This window comes from Micromonospora pallida (assembly GCF_900090325.1).
Lineage (GTDB): Bacteria > Actinomycetota > Actinomycetes > Mycobacteriales > Micromonosporaceae > Micromonospora > Micromonospora pallida.
Window position 1 is genome coordinate 2442153 of sequence record NZ_FMHW01000002.1, and the last position, 19963, is coordinate 2462115.

Annotated in this window: 13 protein-coding genes and 1 pseudogene; 7 read left to right on the forward strand and 7 right to left on the reverse strand. The window is 72.6% G+C overall.

What is annotated here, in order from left to right; genetic code table 11:
• Positions 1-115 precede the first annotated feature (115 nt).
• From GA0074692_RS10505 to GA0074692_RS35345, 4 genes and pseudogenes are all read left to right on the forward strand, one after another.
• Positions 116-1408, forward strand: a complete 1293-nt coding sequence (locus tag GA0074692_RS10505) for an erythromycin esterase family protein (RefSeq protein WP_091642537.1) — start codon at positions 116-118, stop codon at positions 1406-1408.
• A gap of 112 nt (positions 1409-1520) precedes the next feature.
• On the forward strand, positions 1521-1679 hold the full coding sequence (locus GA0074692_RS34655; protein WP_176738385.1) for a hypothetical protein: 159 nt from the start codon (positions 1521-1523) through the stop codon (positions 1677-1679).
• A 78-nt stretch (positions 1680-1757) separates the two neighbouring features.
• Entirely contained in the window at positions 1758-3002 is a 1245-nt protein-coding gene (locus tag GA0074692_RS10510; protein WP_091642541.1) for an MFS transporter, read from the forward strand.
• Positions 3003-3128: 126 nt separating this feature from the next.
• Positions 3129-3555 (forward strand): annotated as a pseudogene (locus GA0074692_RS35345) (transposase); the annotation flags it as partial.
• Between the two features lie 203 nt (positions 3556-3758).
• Here GA0074692_RS35345 and GA0074692_RS10520 read toward each other — a convergent pair.
• The 3 genes from GA0074692_RS10520 to GA0074692_RS10530 form a co-directional block, all read right to left on the reverse strand.
• Positions 3759-4496, reverse strand: coding sequence for an ABC transporter permease (locus tag GA0074692_RS10520; RefSeq protein WP_091642546.1), 738 nt, complete (start codon positions 4494-4496; stop codon positions 3759-3761).
• Positions 4493-5434, reverse strand: a complete 942-nt coding sequence (locus GA0074692_RS10525; RefSeq protein ID WP_091642551.1) for an ABC transporter ATP-binding protein — start codon at positions 5432-5434, stop codon at positions 4493-4495. Before GA0074692_RS10525 ends, GA0074692_RS10520 begins: the two co-directional genes overlap by 4 nt.
• A 226-nt stretch (positions 5435-5660) precedes the next feature.
• Positions 5661-6335, reverse strand: coding sequence for an HAD-IA family hydrolase (locus tag GA0074692_RS10530; protein ID WP_091653206.1), 675 nt, complete (start codon positions 6333-6335; stop codon positions 5661-5663).
• A 212-nt stretch (positions 6336-6547) separates the two neighbouring features.
• Between GA0074692_RS10530 and GA0074692_RS10535 the strand changes: the two genes are divergently transcribed.
• On the forward strand, positions 6548-7954 hold the full coding sequence (locus tag GA0074692_RS10535) for an acyl-CoA synthetase (protein WP_091642555.1): 1407 nt from the start codon (positions 6548-6550) through the stop codon (positions 7952-7954).
• 64 nt (positions 7955-8018) lie between these two features.
• On the opposite strand, the gene GA0074692_RS10540 is transcribed toward GA0074692_RS10535, so the two are convergent.
• Positions 8019-8678, reverse strand: coding sequence for a 4'-phosphopantetheinyl transferase family protein (locus GA0074692_RS10540; RefSeq protein ID WP_091642558.1), 660 nt, complete (start codon positions 8676-8678; stop codon positions 8019-8021).
• 69 nt (positions 8679-8747) lie between these two features.
• Positions 8748-10130, reverse strand: coding sequence for an AMP-binding protein (locus GA0074692_RS10545; RefSeq protein WP_091642562.1), 1383 nt, complete (start codon positions 10128-10130; stop codon positions 8748-8750).
• A 1605-nt stretch (positions 10131-11735) separates the two neighbouring features.
• Here GA0074692_RS10545 and GA0074692_RS10550 point away from each other — a divergent pair.
• Positions 11736-14501, forward strand: a complete 2766-nt coding sequence (locus GA0074692_RS10550) for an AAA family ATPase (RefSeq protein ID WP_091642567.1) — start codon at positions 11736-11738, stop codon at positions 14499-14501.
• A gap of 532 nt (positions 14502-15033) precedes the next feature.
• On the forward strand, positions 15034-17862 hold the full coding sequence (locus GA0074692_RS10555; protein WP_091642572.1) for a helix-turn-helix transcriptional regulator: 2829 nt from the start codon (positions 15034-15036) through the stop codon (positions 17860-17862).
• A gap of 127 nt (positions 17863-17989) precedes the next feature.
• Here the strand turns inward: GA0074692_RS10555 and GA0074692_RS10560 are convergent, their stop codons facing one another.
• Together GA0074692_RS10560 and GA0074692_RS10565 are read right to left on the reverse strand one after the other, a co-directional pair.
• The gene (locus GA0074692_RS10560) at positions 17990-18835 is read right to left on the reverse strand and encodes an ABC transporter permease (RefSeq protein ID WP_091642577.1); all 846 of its coding nucleotides are present in this window, start codon (positions 18833-18835) and stop codon (positions 17990-17992) included.
• Positions 18832-19890, reverse strand: a complete 1059-nt coding sequence (locus tag GA0074692_RS10565; RefSeq protein WP_091642580.1) for an ABC transporter ATP-binding protein — start codon at positions 19888-19890, stop codon at positions 18832-18834. Before GA0074692_RS10565 ends, GA0074692_RS10560 begins: the two co-directional genes overlap by 4 nt.
• Between the last annotated feature and the right edge of the window lie 73 nt (positions 19891-19963).

Consider the following 19963-nt stretch of genomic DNA (forward strand, 5'->3'; position numbering starts at 1 on the left):
CATGCTCGCCGGTGGCACCCCGGCCCGGAGGCGGGACAGGGTGCCCGCCATCCGACCGGGTCGCGGCCCAGGGCGGCTCCGGCATGACCCGGTCGGTAGCGGGTACCGCCTGGTCATGGCGACGGGACGCTACGACGACGAGGTGGCCGCGCTGGCGACGCCGCTGGGCGATCCCGGCGACCTGGACGTGTTGCTGGACCGGGTGGGCGACGCCCGGGTGGTGATGCTGGGCGAGGCGAGCCACGGCACCCACGAGTTCTACACCTGGCGGGCGGCCGTCACGAGGCGGCTCGTCGAGGAGAAGGGCTTCTCGTTCGTGGCCGTGGAGGGCGACTGGCCGGACTGCGACCGGGTGGACCGCAGCGTCCGCTGCCGTACCGACGCACCGGCCGACCCGCGCGACGCGCTGACCACCTTCGAGCGGTGGCCGACGTGGATGTGGGCCAACGAGGAGGTGGCCGACTTCGCGCGCTGGTTGCGCGCCCACAACGCCCGCGTGGCCGAGGCCGACCGGGCCGGCTTCCACGGCCTGGACGTCTACTCGCTGTGGGAGTCGCTGCGCGAGATCCTCACCTGGCTGCGCGAGCACGACCCGGAGCAGGTGCCCACCGCGCTGGCGGCGTACCGCTGTTTCCAGCCGTACGGCGAGGACGCTCAGCGCTACGCCCTGGCCACCCGGTTCGTGCCCACCAGCTGCGAGGACGAGGTCGTCGACCTGCTGGTCCGGCTGCGCGTGCGGGCCGCCGCCGACGGCGCGGACCGGTTCGGGGCCTGGCAGAACGCCGAGGTCGTCGCCGGCGCCGAACGCTACTACCGGGCGATGGTCCGGGGCGGCCGGGAGTCGTGGAACGTCCGCGACCGGCACATGGACGACACCCTCGACCGGCTCCTGGCCCACTACGGACCGCAGGCCAGGGCGGTCGTCTGGGCACACAACACCCATGTCGGCGACGCCCGCGCGACCGACATGGTCGACGCCGGCGAGGTCAACATCGGTCAGCTCGCCCGGGAACGGCACGGCCCGGACCAGGTGGTGCTGGTCGGTTTCGGCACCCACCACGGCACCGTGCTCGCCGGCGACGCGTGGGGCGCTCCGGTGGAGGTGATGCGGGTGCCCCCGGCCCGCCGGCACTCCCTGGAGGAGGCGCTGCACGCCGCCGCGCCGGAGCAGGCCCTCTTCGTCTTCCCGTCAACTCCGCAGGCCGACCTGCTCAGCCACGAACTCGACCATCGGGCCATCGGTGTCGTGTACCACCCGGACCGGGAGAGTTGGGGCAACTACGTGCCCACCGTGCTGGGTGACCGTTACGACGCGTTCTGCTGGATCGACGAGTCCCGGGCCCTGCGGCCGCTCCGCGTCCGACGCAGCAGCCCGAGCGAACCGGAGACGTTCCCGTCCGGCGTCTGACCCCGAGGCTCGACCCGGCTGCTGGCGGTTTACCGCCCGTGGGCCCGGGAAGCCAGCATCGTCGGCGGCCCGAGCCGCTCTCGGGCCGTGACCGAGACACGGGGAGGTTGACATGGCTGACCGGGAGCAACTCCACGACCTGCGCCAGCAGGCTCACCAGGCCGGCATCGGGGGCAACTCCAAGATGACCGAACAGCAGTTGCGCCAGGCCCTGCGCAAGGTCGGCAAGGGCGCCGACCCGCAGCTCGCCAAGCGGGAGGCCAAGAGCTGACCGGCACTCGACGCCCGTACCCGATCGGGTACGGGCGTCGAGTGCCCGCCACCGGGGCTCGGTGATACCGTCGCCCCGGTGTTGGGAGTTTCGGACGATTCCACCGGAACGCCGTTGTCCTACCGGCAGGTACTCGCCAGTCCCAACGTTCCGCAACTGCTGTTGGCGGCATCGCTCTCCCGGCTGGCGGAAGGCGTGCTGCTCTTCGTCGTCGTCCTCTACGTCATCGTGGAGTTCGGCTCCGCCTCGCTCGCCGGCCTCAGCGCGTTCTTCCTGACCCTGCCCGGCTTCCTGGTGAGCCCGGTCGCCGGTGCCGTCCTCGACCGGCTCGGCGTGGTCCGCGCCGTGGTCCTGGACACCCTGTCGAGCGCCGTCCTCATCGCCACGATCGCCGTGTTGTCGTGGGCGGACGCCCTCCGCGCGCCGATCCTTTTCGTGCTGCTCACGCTCTACTCGCTGACCAGCCCGCTGACCTCGGGCGGGATCCGGACGCTCTTCCCCCGGTTCGTCCCCGAGCCCGCCTACGACAAGGCGAACGCCCTCGACCTGAGCACCTTCTCGGTGATCGACGTCGTCGGGCCGTTGATCGCCGGTGCCCTCTTCGCCGGGATCGGCGCCAATCCGACGCTGCTCTGCGTGGCCGTCACGTACGCTCTGGCCGCCGCCAGCGTCGCCCTGCTGCGGGAGCCCGCCCCCGAGACGGAGCACCCACCGCCCCGACAGCACCTGCTCCGGGCGGCCTGGGACGGCGTCGTCCACCTGGTGCGCAACCCCACGCTGCGCGCGCTCGCGGTCTCCTACTCGCTCTACCAGGCCGCCTCCGGCATGCTGATCGTCATCGTGCCGGTCGCCGTGGGCCGGTGGCTCGGCGACACCGACGGGACCGAGCGGTACGTCGGCGTACTGTGGGCCGTTGCCGGCCTGGCCGGCACGGTCGGCGCGCTGGTCGCCGGCAGGCTGGTCGGCGCCGGACGCGAGCGCGCCTACATGGTCGGCGCCACGCTGGTCTGCGCTGCCGCGATCTTCCCGGTCAGCGCACTCGGCTCGATCGTCGCCCTGGGCGCCGGTCTCGCCCTGGTCGGTCTCAGCGAGGGCGCCGTCAACGTCAGCCTGCTCTCGCTACGGCAGCGTCGGACCGAGCCGGCCTGGCTCGGGCGGGTCATGACCGTGTCGATCAGCGTCAACCTGATGGGGTTCCCGGTCGGCACGCTGCTGGGTGGCCTCGTCGTGACCCACTCGGTGACCGTGGCGCTGGCCGTCGCCGCCGCGCTGGCGGTCGGGTCGGCCGCGTCCGCCCGCCTCCTCGTCCCCGGAGAGGCCTGAGCGGTCCCCACCCCGGCACGTCGGCGACGGCCGGGCTCGCCCGCCGGCTTCGGAGCCGGCGGCACCTCCACCACGACACGACCGGCAGGGGGGTGGCTGGCTCTGGGTGGCCCGGTCGCATCCGCCGGCATCGACGCGGCCCGGACCATTGCCTGGCGGGACGGATCCCGCACCCGTGGGGCAAGCCGGTGAAGACGCGTTCCCGGTTCGTGTTCCTCCGCGTCCGTCCGGCCGGTCGGATCCTGCGGGCCGCCCACCGCGACCACGACCTGCCCGAGGCGTGGCTGATCGCCGAATGGCCGGCCAATCGGAACCCACCAAGTACTGGCTGTCGAACCTGCCGGCCACCACAGCGAAACGCACCCTCATCCGGTGGGCGAAACTCCGGTGGCACATCGAGCACGACTACCGCGAACTGAAGACCGGACTCGGCCTGGACCACTACGAGGGCCGCACCTGGCAGGGCTGGCACCACCACGTCACCCTCGTGTCCGCCGCCCACGCCTTCTGCACCCTGCAACGCCTCGACCCAAAAGCCCCCGCGCCGGCCTGACCCTCTACGCCGTACTTCGCGAACTACAAGCCCACCTCGCCCGCCTGGCCGGCGCCTGCCCCACCGGCAAGACCCGCTTCCCCACCAGACGAGAACCCCGAGACCAACTCCGATCATGACAAAGCACTACCAGGGCCCTGAGGACCCCAGCCGAGACTCCATCCGGCACCGCTTTCGATCCCGGACGGCAGGGCCGGCGCGTCTCACTCCCAGCGGAAGAAGCGGACCGCCAGCAGGCAACCGAGTACGGCGGTGATCCCCAGGGCCACGAGCTGCGGCACGGCCGGCGTACCGCCTGCCCACGCAGTGGCCACCGTGTCCACGGTGGCGCCCAGCGGCGAGTAGTCACCGATCCGCGCCAACACGGCCGGCATCTGGTCACGCGGCAACCAGGCCCCGGCGAGGAAGAGCAGCGGGAAGAACAGGGCCGGGCCGATGGACTGCGCCGCCCGGGCCGACGGGGCGAGCGCGGCGATGAGCAGACCCAGCCCGAACAGGCAGGCCACCCCGAGCAGGAAGGCCAGCACGAACCCTGGCACGTTGGCCGGGGCCGGCTGGTCCAGCAGGAACCGGACGCCGACGGCGGTCACCACCGCACCGGCGACACCCATCGCCAGGTTGACCACCACCTGCGCGACCAGCAGCAGGGCGGGGTTGACCGGCGTGGTGGCGAGCCGCCGCAGCACCCGCCGTTCCCGGTAGATGCCCAGCGCCATCGGCAGGGTGAACAGGGCGAGCATCCCGATGGTGAGGGACAGCGCGAGGGCGGGCAGGAACGTCAACTCGCCGTGCTGACCGCCGGTCTGCTCCGCCCCGCCGCGCGACGGCAGTCCGAACACGAGCATCAGCCCCAGCGGCAGGGCGAAGACGAAGAACAACGACACCGGTTCACGCAGGAAGAGCTTGGCCTCGACCGCGACGAGCTTGGACAGGGCGTTCACGATGACCTCTCGTCGATCGTCTGTGGGGTACCGGTCCGGACCGGACGACCGGTCAGGGAGACGAAGGCGTCGTCCAGGGTGGGCTGCTCGACGCGCAGCCCGGTGTAGCGGACCTTCCGGTCGGCCAGCGCCGAGAGCACCGCCTGGGACACGCCCTCGGGGCCGGTCACGGTCACCTCGTCGCCGCTGCGGCGCACCCCGGTCACTTCCGGCAACGCGTCGAGCGCGACCTCGTCGAGCGGGTCGAGGGGAGAGAAGTGCACCCGGTGTTCCGAGCCGACCCGGGCGAGCAGACCGGACGGGGTATCTATGGCGACGACCCGACCGACGTCGATCACGGCAAGCCGGTCGCAGAGCCGCTCCGCCTCCTCCATGAAGTGCGTGACCAGCACGACCGTCACACCCCGGTCGCGGATCCGCTCGACCAGGTCCCAGGTGTCCCGCCGACCCTGCGGGTCCAGCCCGGTGGTCAGTTCGTCCAGGATCGCGATCTCCGGGCGACCGACCAGCGCCAGGGCCACCGAGAGCCGCTGTTTCTGGCCGCCGGAGAGCTTGTGGAAGGCCGTGTCGCGCTGACTGGCCAGGCCCAGGTCCGCCAGGAGTTCGTCGATGTCGGCCTTGTTGCGGTAGAAGGACCGGTACAGGTCCAGGGCCTCCCGCACCCGCAGCTTGTCGGGGAGTTGGCTCTCCTGCAACTGGGCACCGACACGCTGGCGCACCTCGGTGCGGTCCCGCACCGGGTCGAGACCGAGGACCCGGACCTGCCCACCGTCGGCGCGGCGCAGTCCCTGCACGCACTCGACGGTGGTGGTCTTTCCGGCGCCGTTCGGACCGAGCACGCCGAATATCTCGCCCTGCTCCACGGTGAAGGAGACGTCCTCGACCGCGACCTTGTCGCCATATCGTTTGTGTAGGTGCTCGACTTCGATGACCGGCATGGGTGGTCCTCCGTCACGTGCGGCTGCCGTCGTGAGGGCGGACCCTCGGGATGTCACGGCGTCGATGGGTGGGAACGTCCGAGGTCAGCCCGGGGGCCGACGCGCCCATCATCCGGGCAACCACGACGATGATCAACCCATCGGACGATGAATTGGGGGTGTAGAACCGGAAATCACCGGCCCGTCAGGGGTTCCCCGGGTTCACACAGAGTGTCCGTCCTGTCGGTCACACGCCGAGGCAGAGGGTGGCCAGTTCCTCGATCCGGGTCAGGGTGACGTCCGGGGCGGCGGCCCGCAGGGTCTCCGCGTCCGACTCGCCCCACAGGGCCGCCACCGCGAGCACCCCGGCGCTGCGGGCGCTGGCCAGGTCGGCCGGGGCGTCGCCGACCATCAACGCCTGCCCGGGTGGCACGTCCAGCAGGTCGAGGGCCCGGTGGACGATGTCCGGGGCGGGCTTCGGCCGGGGCACCTCGTCGGCGCCGACGACGTGGTCCACCAGGGGCAGCAGACCGACCCGGTCCAGGACGAGCCGGGCCCGCTCCCCGCTGCGACCGGTCGCGACGGCCAGGCCGACGCCGTGTCCACGCAGTTCGCGAAGGAGTGCCGGCACGCCGGGCACCGGTGTGACCAGGTGCGCCAGGCGGTTGCTCTCCCGGACGAACGGCTCCGCCATCGCCGCCGGCAGGCCCATCAGCCGCAGCACCTCGGGCAGGTAGCGACCGGGGTAGCCGCAGTACTCGTCGACCGGGGCGACACCGTCGCCGACCACCTCCCGGTACGCCAGCGCGAACGCCGTGCGGGCCACGGCGAGACTGTCGACGAGCACGCCGTCGAGGTCGAGCAACACCGCGCGGACACTCCCGGGGACGAGGGCCCGTCCCGCCGCGCCGGCCCCGACCAGGCGGGCGCCTACGGCCTCGGACACCGGCGTCACCTCCTTCGTCACGATCGCGCCACGACACCCCGACCGCTAGGGGTGGCCGGTTCTGGGTGGCCCGGCTACCGTTCGGGGCGTCCGGCCGGGGCGCGTAGGGGCGTCCGGGCCGCCCATCGACCGTACCCCCGCCAACCGGCGGAACGCCGCCGGGTGGACCGCGCAGAAGGAGCGTCATCGTGCCGCTGCTGAGCTGGCTGTCCGAGTCCACCGACGAGCGGCCGGACGCGATCCGGGTCGACGACCGGTCGGTGTCCTGGGTGGAGTTGCGCCGGCTGGCCACGGCGGTCGCGGACGACCTGCGGGGCGTCCGGCGGGTGGCGGTGACGGCCACGGCGAGCCTGGAGACCGTGGTCGGGGTGGTGGGCGGGTTGCTGGCCGGCGCGGCGGTGGTGCCGGTGCCGCCGGACGCCGGGCCCCGGGAACGCGACCACATCCTGCGCGACTCGCGGGCCGAGGTCCTGCTCGGGCCCGCCGGCGCCGAGCCGGCAGACGGCTCCGGCCCACCGGTCGTGCCGGTCGACCTCGGCCGACGTTCGGACACCCGGCACCCGGAACCGGCACCGGACGCCACCGCGCTGATCCTCTACACCAGCGGCACGACGGGGGCACCCAAGGGCGTGGTGCTCTCCCGGCGGGCCGTCGCGGCCTGCCTGGACGGACTCGCCGACGCCTGGTCCTGGACGCCGGACGACCGGTTGGTGCACGGACTGCCGCTGTTCCACGTGCATGGTCTCGTGCTCGGTGTGCTGGGTCCGCTGCGGCTGGGCAGCCGGCTGCACCACGTCGGCCGTCCACGCCCCGAGCGGTACGCGGCGGCGGCCGGCTCGCTCTACTTCGGCGTACCGACCATCTGGTCGCGGATCGCCGCGGACCCGGCCGCAGCCCGCGCGTTGCGCCCGGCGCGGCTGCTGGTGTCGGGGAGCGCGGCGCTGCCCGAGCCCGTCTTCACCGGCCTCGCCGCGCTGAGCGGTCACCGGGTCGTCGAGCGGTACGGCATGACCGAAACCCTGATCACGGTCAGCGCCCGGGCGGACGGACCGCGCCGGGCGGGCGCCGTGGGGCTGCCGCTGCCGGCCGTGCGGACCCGGGTGGTGGACGAGCGGGACGAGGCCGTCCCCACCGACGGGGTCGCCATGGGTGAACTGCAAGTACGGGGGGACACCCTCTTCGACGGGTACCTGCACCGTCCGGACGCCGATGCCGCGAGCCGCACGCCGGACGGTTGGTTCCGGACCGGTGACGTGGCCACGATCGGCCCGGACGGTTGGCACCGGATCGTCGGGCGGGCGGCCACCGACCTCATCAAGAGCGGTGGTTACCGGATCGGAGCCGGTGAGGTCGAGGACGCGCTCCTGGCCCACCCCGGCGTCCGGGAAGTCGCGGTGGTGGGGACCCCGCACCCCGACCTCGGCCAGCAGGTGACCGCGTTCGTGGTGGGCGACGGCGTCCGGGAGGCCGAGCTGATCGAGTTCGTCGCCCGGCAACTGTCGGTGCACAAGCGCCCCCGGCAGGTGCTACTGGTCGACGACCTCCCCCGCAACGCGATGGGCAAGGTACAGAAGACCCTGCTGGCCGGCACCTGACCCGGTGGGGGCAGCGCCCGACCGCACGTCAGCGGCTACCCGCGCGGAGACCGGTAGCGATGGCTCAGCGGGGCGCCGGGAGAGTGATCGCGGTGAGGATCAACCCGTCGTCGACCAGGAAGCGACCGGGAAAGGTGGTCACCTCCCTGCCGTCCAGCACCGGCCCAGACACGAGCAGCCGGGCGGCGAACGTCCCGCCGGGATCGACCACGATGTCGGCCTCGGAGAAGTCCAGCCAGCGGCCGGTCAGCGGGAACCAGGCCTTGTACACCGCCTCCTTGGCGCTGAACAGCAGGCGGTCCCAGCAGACCGTGGATTCGGTGGCGCGCAGGGCGGCCGTACGGATCTGCTCGGCGGGCAGCGCGATCGCGTCGAGCACCCCGTCAGGCAACGACGCGTGCGGTTCGGCGTCGATCCCGACGGAGGCGACGTCGGCCGCACGGGCAAGGGCCGCGCCCCGGTAGCCGTCGCAGTGGGTCATGCTGCCAACCACCCCGGCCGGCCAGATCGGGGCGCCCCGCGCACCGGAGAGGACGGGGACCGGTGGGAGGTCCAGTCGGGCCATCGCCCGGCGGGCGCAGTCCCGCACCGTGGTGAACTCCCGGCGGCGTTTCTCCACCGCGTTCGCCACCAACGGCTCCTCGTCGGGATGGAGCTTCAGGTCGGCGGGGTCGGTAAAGGACTCGACCACCGCGACGGCCGGGGGAAGGATCCGCTCGATCACACCCGGGATGGTAGGCCCCGTCGCACGCCGTGCCGACCCGGAGTTCGCATGCCGGCCCGCCCATAGGGGTCAGGTCGTGGGGATCAGGAGGGATTTTCTGATCCGGCCGTGCGGACTGCGGGGGAGTTCGGCGACGAAGTGCACGCGGCGGGGCCGGTGCGCGGCGGACAGCATCCGTCCGACGTGGTCGATGAGCAACTGTGCGGTGAGCCCCTCCGCCGCCACGACGTATGCGACGATCTCCTCGCCGAGGGCGCGGTGCGGCGCGCCGACCACGGCGGCTTCGTGGACCCCGGGGTGGGTCAGCAGGATCTCCTCGACCTGCCGGACGGGCACCGGCAGGTCGCGGCAGTGCACCACGTCGGACCGGCGCCGGCCGATGATCCGGTGGCAGCCGTCCGGGGCGACGGTGGCCAGGTCTCCGGTGGCGTGCCAACCGTCGGCGCAGGTCGCCAGGCCCGGCTGGCCGACGTACCCGTTGAACAGCGTCGGGCCACGTATACACAGCTCGCCGACGGACTCGCCGTCGGCGGGTACCGGCCGCCCGTCCGCGCCGAGCAGACGGGTCTGCACACCGGGCAGGGGGGTCCCGGCGGTGCCGGGGGTGCCCCGCGCGTCGGCTCGGCCGGTCACCGTGACAAGGGTCTCGGTGGTGCCGTAGGCCTGGATGAGCGAGTGTGCGGTGAGCAGCCGCATCCGCTCGTTCACCGCCGATGCCAACGGCGCGTCGCCGGAGACCAGGATCCGCGCCTGGGCCAGGGCCCGGGCGGTCGGGACGTCCCGAGCGATCCGCGCCCACTGGCCGGGCACGGCCAGGTAGATGCTGCCGACCGGGCTGGCGGCCGTGAGCCGGTCGAGATGGACGAAGCGGCTGCCCACCCGCAGCGCGCCGAACAGCCCGGCGACGAGACCGTAGGCCCGGAAGAGCGGCGCGCCCTGCACGAGGACGTCGTCAGCGTTCCAACGCCAGGCGTCCGCCAGCAGGTCCACTTCGGCCGCGATCGCCCGATGGGAGATGCGGACGCCCCGCGACGCGCCGCCCGCGCCACCGGTGTAGAGAACGACCGCGTCGGCGGCGGGTTCCGCTTCGGGCTGGGCGGTCCACGACCGCTGACGCAGGTCGACGGGGACGACGGGTAGGGGTGCCTCAGCGGCTGTCGGGCCGAGGACCAGACTGGCGCCGGACTCGCGCAGCATACGGCGGCGTTCCTCCGGGGTGGCCAGCGGTGGCACCGGCACCAGCGGCACCCCGGCCTGCACCGCTCCCAGCATGCCGACCATCGCCTCGATGCTGGGCACGGCCTCGACCGCCACCGCCCGGGCCCCCCGGATCCGGTCGGCGACGGCGTTCGCGCAGCCCTGCAGGTCTTCGCTGGAGATGGTCCTGCCGGCGACCCGGAGCGCGTCAGCCCGGTCGACGCCGGATCCCCGCAGCGCCGGCAGCAGAGTCATCCCCGCTAACCTCTGTCGAGGGCGGCGAGGAATCTCGGCAGTGGCTGGGGCATCGGGCCAGGGAACCCTTCGTACTCCGGATGGGGTGGGCTTCGTGTTGTCCGGTCATCTCTGCCGAACGGAGTGGATGCCCCGAAATTAGGCGCTGCCAGGTGCGCCGACAACCCCTAGCCTCGACAAACACGGGTCCCGCCCCGCCGCCACGTGACAACCCGCTCCCGGCCCCGCGCCGGCCTACGAAGGGTCACGTTCGGCGATCAGCAGCACCCGGTTATTGATCGTCTTTCTTCGCCGCGAGGAATGGACGACTTCCGGTGATCGGCCACCGGATGACGATCCGGTAGGGGGGGTGTCTCCCGGCCGAGGCGGCGATGGCACCGATGACCAGGGCGGCGAGGCCGGTGACGCCTCGGGCAGGGGGGGCGGGTCGGGGGCGACGGGACGTGGTCGTCCACGTCACCGGCCCGTCCCGGTCCGGCGACAGCCGGCGGACACGCCGGTGACCGTCGCGTGCGAAGCCCGCACGGACCGACCCGGCCCGACCCGCTGGCACGGGTGTGCAACCATTCGCGTCAAACTCCGCTGAAAACATTCAGAGGTGGCAGTGAATCGACCGGAAGGCGGCGGAGGTAATTGTCAGCCGCAACACGACACCACCGGGCCGAAAACGGGTCCCGCCGATCGACTGCGACTCCGGTGCTCCGATTTCACCGAATGGCGCCGGCCCCGAGACTGATCGTCGACCGCCGCCGGACGGCGGATTTCTAATACGACGGCTTCGGCCCGGGGCGGAACGGACGGAGCGATTACCGTGCAACGAATCGGGCTACCCGGCCCCGCGGCTGCGAAGCACCGCCGCACGCTTCGGTACGCGACCACGGGCCGCACCCGAGTCCACAAGCGACGTTGTGGCACTCTGCGGGACACCGGATCACCCCGACAGGCGACCGTCGCATCCCCTCGTCGACCGGCGCCATCGGGACAGCACCGAGCCGTCGCGCGGCACCCCCCATGCCGGTCAGGGCGTTGGCGGCGGGCGAGACCCGCCAGCGCAACGCCCAGCGACCCGGCCGCCAGACGGACCGGCCGGAGACAGGCGGGTCCGGCGCGCCGGACCGGAGAACCGGAGGCGACCGGAACCGTTCCCATCGGTCCGCCGCGCGGCATAGCCAATCCGTAACGCATTGTTGGTACCGCGAAAACACATTGGCGGATACCCTGCAAACCACACCGACCCAGCAGAAGAGGATGTTCGATGTAACGCTCCGAATTGCCGATATGACGTTACGCTGCCGAACGGCACCACTCCGCGCGGCCGGCGGCGCGACAGACCAGGTTTGCCTATCCTTTACATCCTTCGACTTGCCGCCCAATTGCCGGACTGCCATACTTCACACCATGTAATGAGATCGATAGCCGCAGACACGTCCGAGCAACTCCCGAATTAGGGAATGCCCGGCCGCGCCCGGCACGGACACCGTCGGCCTTCGTCGCCGAATTGGTCAAGGATTTGCGGGTCTCTGACTTCGTTGAGTGACATGGGAGACCACAGCGGATGGACAACCAGGCGACCTCGGTCACCGCGCCGACCCTGAGCCCGGCCCGATGACGCTGACCGAGCGGGACCGGCAGCTCGACATCCTGACCCATCGGCTCAACGACCTGCTCCGAGCCGGCGACCTGCCCAGCGCGCCAGAACCGGTGACGGTCGTGACCGGGCCCGTCGGCGCTGGCAAGACCAGCCTGTTGCAGGCGTTCGCCCGGCGGTGCGCCGAGGCCGGCGTCAGATTCCTCGGTGCGAGCGCCTCCCGCAGCGAGCGCACCGTGCCGCTGGAGATCATCCGCCAGCTCGTCGGGCGGGCGGCCCTGGACGACGTCACCCACGACCGAATCGGCCGGCTGCTCGACCGGGGCGCCCTCGCCTGGTCCGAACCAGACGACCAGGGCGAGGAGGCGTTCGCCCCGCTCACCGCCGCGATCGGCGGCGAACTGCTGGCGGTCGCCGCGCGGGGCCCCCTGGTCGTCGCGGTCGACGACGTCCACCACGCCGACGGGCCGTCGCTGCGCTGCCTGGCGTACGTGGCCCGGCGCGTGAGCGGGCTGCCCGTGCTGATCGTCCTCACCGAGGCGCACCGCACCCGCCCCTGGCATCCCACCGTCCATGCGGAGCTGCTGCAGCCGACGCGGTCGCACCGCGTACGGCTGCCCCTGCTCTCCGCCGACGGGACCTACCGCGTCCTGGCCTCCCGGCTCGGCGTTCCGATTGCCCGCCGGGTGGCCGACGAGGCGTACCGGATCAGCGGCGGCAACCCGCTACTGGTGCACGCCCTGGCCGACGACCGCCTGACCGGCGGGTCCGGCGAGCGGCCGGTGACCGGGGAGTCCTTCCGCGAGGCGGTGCTGAGCTGCCTCTATCGGTGCGAGCACCTCGTCCTGAAGACCGCCCGGGTGCTCGCGGTGACCGGCGGACCGGTGCACGGCCCGCTGCTGCCAGACCTCCTCGACGCCCCGGGGGAGGTGAACCTCCACGCGGTGGACGCGTCGACCAGTGCGGGCCTGATCACCGGGGAGGGGCTGCGGCATCCGGCGGTCGGCCAGGCGGTGCTCGACAGCATGACGGTGGAGGAACGCGGACGGCTGCAACGGGCCACGGCCTGTCTGTTGTACGACGACGGCGCACCGCCCACGCGGGTCGCCCCGCACCTGCTCCGGACCGACCAGCTCAGCGAGCCCTGGATGGCCCAGGTCCTGCTGGACGCCGGCGAGCAGGCCCTGGTCGACGGTGACGCCGACACCGCACGGCAGTACCTGCGCCGGGCCAACCGCGACGCGACCGACGACTGTCTGCGGGCACGGACCCGCTCTGCCCTCGCCCGCGCGGAGTGGCGACTCGATCCGCAGGCCGCCGTGCCCCACCTGCCTGGCATCGCCACCGCCGTCCGAGCCGGACACCTCAGCAGCCGGCAGGCCGCAGGACCGATCCAGTACCTGCTCTGGCACGGGCAGACCGACCGGGCACTCGACCTCCTCCGACACCTCGAGGAACGCAGCGACCGCCACGACCCGCAGTCCGCCACCGACCTGATCGTCATGAGGAGCTGGATGGCGACGCTCTACCCGGGGGCTCCGGTCGGCGGTCCCCGCGCCCAGTCTGCGGGCCGGGACCCGCTCGTGCTCGCCCGGGTCAAGCAGCAACTGCGGGGGGTCACCCTGCTCGGCGCGGTGCTCGAACGGGGGGGCGCCGGCGCGGCCGGGGACGCCGACCGCGCACTCGCCACCCTCCCGCTGGACGACGAGTCGAACCTGTGGAACGTCGTCTGCGCGATGAGCGCGCTGATCTACGCCGACCGGCTCGACCTCGCCGGCGACTGGTGCGAACGGTTGGCGCACGGCGACACCGGCCGAACCCGCACCCCAGGTGCGCTGCTCGCCGCCCTGGCCGCCGCGGTCGCCTGCCGGCGCGGTGACCTGCCCCGGGCACGGCAGCTCACCGAGGTGGCCCTGAGCCGGCTCTCCACCCAGGGGTGGGGCGTCCTGATCGGCATGCCGCTCGCCGTCCGCCTGCGGGCGCTGACCTTCCTGCAGGACTGGGACGAGGCAGCTGCCTGCCTCCGCACACCGGTGCCGCCCGCCCTCTTCGAGACCCCGTTCGGGCTGCACTACCTGCACGCCCGCGGGTCGCACGCGCTGGCCACGGGCAGCCCCGACGCGGCGCTGGCCGATTTCCAGCTCTGCGGCCAGCTGATGACCTCGTGGCGGCTGGACCGGTCCGCCCTGGTTCCCTGGCGGACCGAGGCCGCCCGCGCGCTGCTGCACATGGGCCGCCGGCAGCAGGCCGAGAGACTGCTCCGGGAGGAACTGGACCGGCTGCGCCCCGACCAGGTCCGGTACCGGGGAGCGGCGCTGCGCCTGCTGGCCACCGTCGAGCAGAGCGTCGACCGCATCCGGCACCTACGCACTGCCGTACGGCTGTCGCGGCAGTGCGGCGACCGGGTGGAGCTGGCGCACGCCCTCACCGACCTCGGTCACGCGTACCAGCAGGCAGGAGACCTTCGGCAGGCGCGGGACGCGTCGCGGTGCGCACGGATTCTCGCCGAGGAGTGCGGCGTCCCCGTCCTGCGGCCCGCGCCACGGATCACCGGCAACGGCCCCGCGGCCGCCCGCGACGAGGCGGTCGTCCTGGTCACCGGGCTCAACGACACCGAGTCCCGGGTTGCCACACTGGCTGCCCAGGGGCACACCAACCGGGAGATCGCCAAGCAGATGTTCCTCACGGTCAGCGCGATCGAACAGCGGCTGACCCGTATCTACCGCAAGCTCGACGTCGCCTCCCGCAGCGAACTGGCGGCCCGGCTCCGGCTCGATCGCTGACCCGCTCCCCCGCCGCCTGGCCAGCCGTCGACGCCACGAGCGCCGACGGCCAGGAGTCGTTCACCCGAGGCGGGCGCGGCAAGAGGTGGTGTCCCATGCGTAGTCCGGCTACCATTGGATGTCCGCGTCGCCGCGTCGGCTGCCCCTCCCAGGACACTGACTGTCCATCGTGTCGTAGCTGACTGTTCAGCATCGCAGCCGACTGTTCATCCGGCTCGTCGAGACACCCCTGACGGCCAGCGACGCAACCCCTAACGGCCCATTCGGACCACAGGTTTAACCAGGTAACCGTGGGGTCCCGTGATCGTTGTCGCACCTCAGCCTCGATGCCAGACTCCCTGCATCCGGATCGCCATCCGCTCGGCGGTGCGATCCGGGGACAGGATTCAGGTTGACCCGGCGGCGCGGCCCGGTACGCCTCACCCCTACCCGTGCCCGGGTAAGCGTGGGGAGGGGCCGTCGTCGGCATCGGGGGGGCGGTGCCGGTCGGGTTCCGGCACGGCATCGCGGACGAGAGAGGCTGACGCGAACGGTGCTGGTGCAGCGCGAGGAACAGATCGCCCGGCTGCGGGAAGCCTTCCAGATGTGCGAGAGGCAGCAACGGGGCCACGTCGCGCTCGTGACGGGCGCGGTGGGCAGTGGCAAGACCAGTGTCCTGGAGTCCTTCGGCGAGTGGGCGGCCTCGGTCGGAGGACGGGTGCTCAGCGCGGCGGGCTCACGGGCGGAACGCGAACTGCACCTGGGCGTGCTGGGGCAACTGTTCCACAGCGCGCGATTGCCTCAGGAGGCGGCAGTCCGGGTCGAGAACCTGGTGCGGGAGGCACCCTCCGTCGTCCCCCTGCTCGAGGCGAGTCTGGAGACCACCAACGAGTCGTCGGCGTGCAACCGGGCGTGGGCTTCGGTGCTGCACGGCCTGTTCAACGCGCTGCTCGACCTCGCCGAGCCCGGCCCGCTGGTGCTGGCCATCGACGACGTCCACCACGCCGACCCGGCGTCCCTGCACTGCCTGCTGTACGTGACCCGCCGCCTGCGGCATGCACCGATCGTCGTGGTGCTCACCGAGGCCAGGACGCTGCGTCCACCGCACCCGCACTTCCGGGCCGAGCTGTTCAGCCAGCCGCACTTCACCCGGATCACCCTGCCGCCCCTGACCGTCGAGGCGATCGCCCAACTGGTCGACGGCGCCGAGACCGTCGCGCGGGAGACGGCCAAACGCTACCTCAGCGTCACCGGTGGCAACCCGCTACTCACCCGGGCGCTGATCGACGAGCGGCTGCGCGAGGAGTCCGACGAGGACGCCACGCCGGACACCACCATCGGGGACGCGTTCGACCAGGCGGTGCTCGGTTGCCTCTACCGGCACGAGCCGGTGGTCCGCCGAGTGGCGCAGGCACTGGCGGTGCTGAGCCGACCGGCCCCGATGGAGCTGCTCGGCCACCTGCTCGACGTGGTGCCCGAATCGGTGGCACCGACCGTCCGGGTGCTGCGCACCTCGGGCCTGATGGACTGCGACCAACTGCGGCACCCGCGGATCCGGCGGTCGATCCTGGCCGACATGTCCCCCGAGGAGCGCCGGGGGACGCACCAGCGCGCCGCCGAGGTCCTGCACGAACACGGCGTCGAGCCGCGCACGGTGGCCGAGCACCTGGTCGCCGCCGGCTGGGCGGACGCCGCCTGGACGGTGCCGGTGCTCCAGGACGCCGCCGCGCACGCCCTCGCCTCCGGACGACCGGACGAAGCCGCCGCCTGCCTGCGGCTGGTCAGCCGGGCCGACGTGGACGACCAACAGCGGGCCACCATCACGGCGATGCTGGTGGACGCCCGTTGGCAGATGAACCCGCTGACCGTGAACGGACACCTGACTCAACTGGTGCGCGCGGCCGGCGACGCCGGCTGGCCTGCCGACACGACCCTGTCCGCCGTGCCGTACCTGCTCTGGCAGGGCCGGGCGGAGGAGGCCGACGAGGCGATAGCCGGCTGCGTCGTCGACGACGGCCAGCCCCACTCGGCCGACGCCAGCCGACTGCGTGCCATCCGGCTGCTGCTCTCCCTCTCCCACCCCGACCACCTGCGGGCGGTACGGGAGGCGGTCGCCGCCAGCGGACGGATGCCGGTCCTGCCGGCCGCCGGGTACCTACGCCTGCACGCCCTGACCATCCTCGGCTCGGCGCTGACACCCGCCGCGGAGCAGGACGCGGTCGCCGCCGCCGAGCAGTTGCTGCACCGGCACCACACCGACGACGGCGTCCTCCCCGTGCTGACCGCCCCGCTGCTGGCGCTGCTCTGGTCGGGTCGCTCGGACCGGGTGGCGGTCTGGAGCGCGGCACTGCTGGACCGCCCCTCGGCCCGGCACACCCCGGTGTGGCGGGCGGTGATCCGCGCGCTGCGGGCCGAGGCGGCCCTGCGCCTCGGCGACCTCTCTGCCGCCGAGCAACACGCCCGGGCGGCACTGGAGGACCTGCCGATCCCGGCGTGGGGGGTGGCCGCCGCCGGGCCCCTGGCCACCCTGATCGCCTGCGCGACGGAGTCCGGCCGGTACGCCGAGGCCGACCAGTGGCTGGCCCAGCCGGTCCCGCCCGGCGCGTTCCGCACCCCGCTGGGCGTGCACTACCTGGCCGCGCGGGCCCGGCACCACCTGGCGCTGGGCCGCGCCCACGCGGCCACGGCCGATCTGCGCCGCTGCGGCGAGCTGGTACGCGGCTGGGGAATCGACGTCGCCGGCCTGGTGCCCTGGCGGCTGGAGCTGGCCCGGGTGCAGCTCGGCGTCGGCAACAAGGTGCACGCCACCCAACTACTCCAGGAACAGCTACGTGTCCCGCACGGGGTGGACGACCGCACCCGGGGCCGTACGCTCCGACTGCTCGCCACCACCGCCGCTCCCGACCACCGGCGCAAGCTGCTCTCCGAGGCGGTCCACCTGCTGCAGAACTGCGGGGACCGGCTGGAGCTGGTCCGGGCGCTGGGCGACACCGGCCAGACGCTGCAACGGGCCGGTGACTGGGCGCAGGCCCGGCTGCTGGTCCGCCGGGCGTACCACCTCGCCCAGGACTGCGGCGCGCCGGTGCTGGCCCAGCGGCTGGTCCGCCGGGAGCCGGGCGCGCTGCCCGCGTACCCGCCGGCCGAACCCCCGGAGCCGGAGGACGGGCTCAGCGAGGCCGAGCGGCGGGTGGCCGCGCTCGCCGCCCAGGGGCACACCAACCGACAGATCTCCAGCAAGCTGTTCATCACGGTGAGCACGGTGGAGCAGCACCTCACCCGGGTCTACCGGAAGCTGGACGTCAAGCGCCGCACCGACCTGCAAACCCGGCTCGTGGCGTACGCGGAGCCGCTGGCCGAGGAGGTGCAGGGCGCGGCGTCCTGACAACGTCACGGGGCGCGTGCCGGATCATCCCCGGCACGCGCCCCGTCCACGTGGTGCTGGTGGTCCTGCCGAGGCGGTTTTGCACGGCCTTCATCGGGCCCCGGTTTGCTGGCCCTTCGTCGCCTACCTAGTCCACCGCCCGGCGCATGAAGCCACGGATGCCGACGACGGTGAAGAACACGAGCGTTCCGGCCAGGATGAGCAGGTCCAACCAGAGCGGCACGGACTCGACGCCGGGCGGGGCGACCAGCGCTCGGGTGGCCTCGCTGACGTAGGTGAGGGGGTTGAGCGAGCAGACCACCTGGAACCAGCGCAGCGAGTCGAGCCCGCGCAGCGGGAACTGGGTGGCGCCGGTGAACATCAACGGCGTCAGGATCACGGTGAACATGATCTGGATCAGGTGCGGCGGGACCAGCGTGCCGAAGGTCAGCCCCATGGCCGCGCCGACCAGTGCCCCGAGCACCAGCACACCGAGCACCGGCAGGACCGTCGACAGCGGCCAGCTCACGCCGAGCATCAGCATCCCGATCGGGATGAGCAGCACACCGGCGATCAGACCCCGGATCGCGCCGAAGACGATCTTCTCGATGGCCACTAGCGGAATCGCCATCGGGGCCAGCAACCGGTCCTCGATCTCGCGGGTGAACGAGAAGTCCATCACCATGGGCAGGGCGGTGTTCTCCAGGCCGATCAGGAACGCGTTGAGCGCGATCACCCCGGGCAGCAGCACGTGGACGAAATTGTCGTTGGCGAATCCCAGGTCACCGAGGACCTTGCCGAAGACCAACAGCATGAACAGCGGCTGAATGAGAACCTGGGCGATGAAGCCGACCAGTTCCCCGCGGCTGGTGACGAAGAGGTCGCGCCAGAGCACCGCCCGGAAGGTGGCGAGCTGGTCCGACCAGCGCACCGGCGGGGGCGCGGCGGCGGCCGGCGTCGGCGCGGACGGTGTGGCGGGGGCGGTGACGCTCACCGAAGTTCCCTTCCGGTCAGGTGGATGAACACGTCCTCCAGGCTGGGCTGGCCGATGCTGAGGTCACTGACCGCGCAGTCCAGGTCGGTGAGGATCTTCAACGCCATCGGCACGGCGTTGGCCGGTGCTCCGGAGGTGTAGAGGCGGAACGACAGTGTGGTCTCCGGGTCGGCGGTGACCTCCGGGGCGGGCATCGGCATCGGTGGCATGCCCGGCATCATCGGCAGGCCCGGGGCGGCGGGCGCGGCCGGGGCGCCGCCGGGACGCAGCCGTTCCACCCGCTCCACGTCCGGGATGGTGTCCAGGGCGGCCTGCACCTCCTCGGCGGGGGCGTCGGCGGCGACCACCAGGGTCAGCGTGCTGCTGCCCGGCAGGGTCCGGGTCAGCGCGGCCGGCGTGCCGAGGGTGAGCAGCTTGCCGTGGTCGACGATGCCGACCCGGTCGCAGAGCTTGGCCGCCTCGTTCATGTCGTGGGTGGTCACCACGACGGTGACCCCGGCCCGCTTCAGCTCGGCGATCCGGTCGTGCACGAACAGCCGCGACTGCGGGTCGAGACCACCGGAGGGCTCGTCGAGGAAGAGCACCCGGGGCTCGTGCATGAGCGCCCGGGCGATCATGGTGCGTTGCGCCAGACCACCCGAGAGGAAGTCGGTCCGGGACTTGGCGAACTCGGCGAGCCCCATCTGCTCCAGCAGCTCGTCGGCGCGACGGAGCCGCCGCGCCCGGGGCATCCGGTGGTACGCCGAATGGAAGAGCAGGTTCTCCCGGACGGTCAGTGCCCGGTCCAGGTTCACCCGCTGCGGGACGACCGCCAGCAGCTTCCGGGCCACGGCCGGTGCGCGCAGCACGTCGGCGCCGCACACCACCGCCCGCCCGGAGGTGGCCCGGACCCGGGTCGTCAGCACCCCGATCGTCGTGGTCTTGCCGGCGCCGTTGGGCCCCAGCAGACCGAAGACCTCGCCTGCGGCGACGGAGAAGCCCAGCCCGTCCACCGCCGGCGGCATGTCGGGCCGGTACTTCTTGACCAACTCCTCGACCACTACTGCGTCGTCCACGTCGTCATGCTCCCGTCCTGGGTCCCGATGGGACAGTTGTTCGTCGCTGCGATAGGGGGTGCTAGGGGCATGC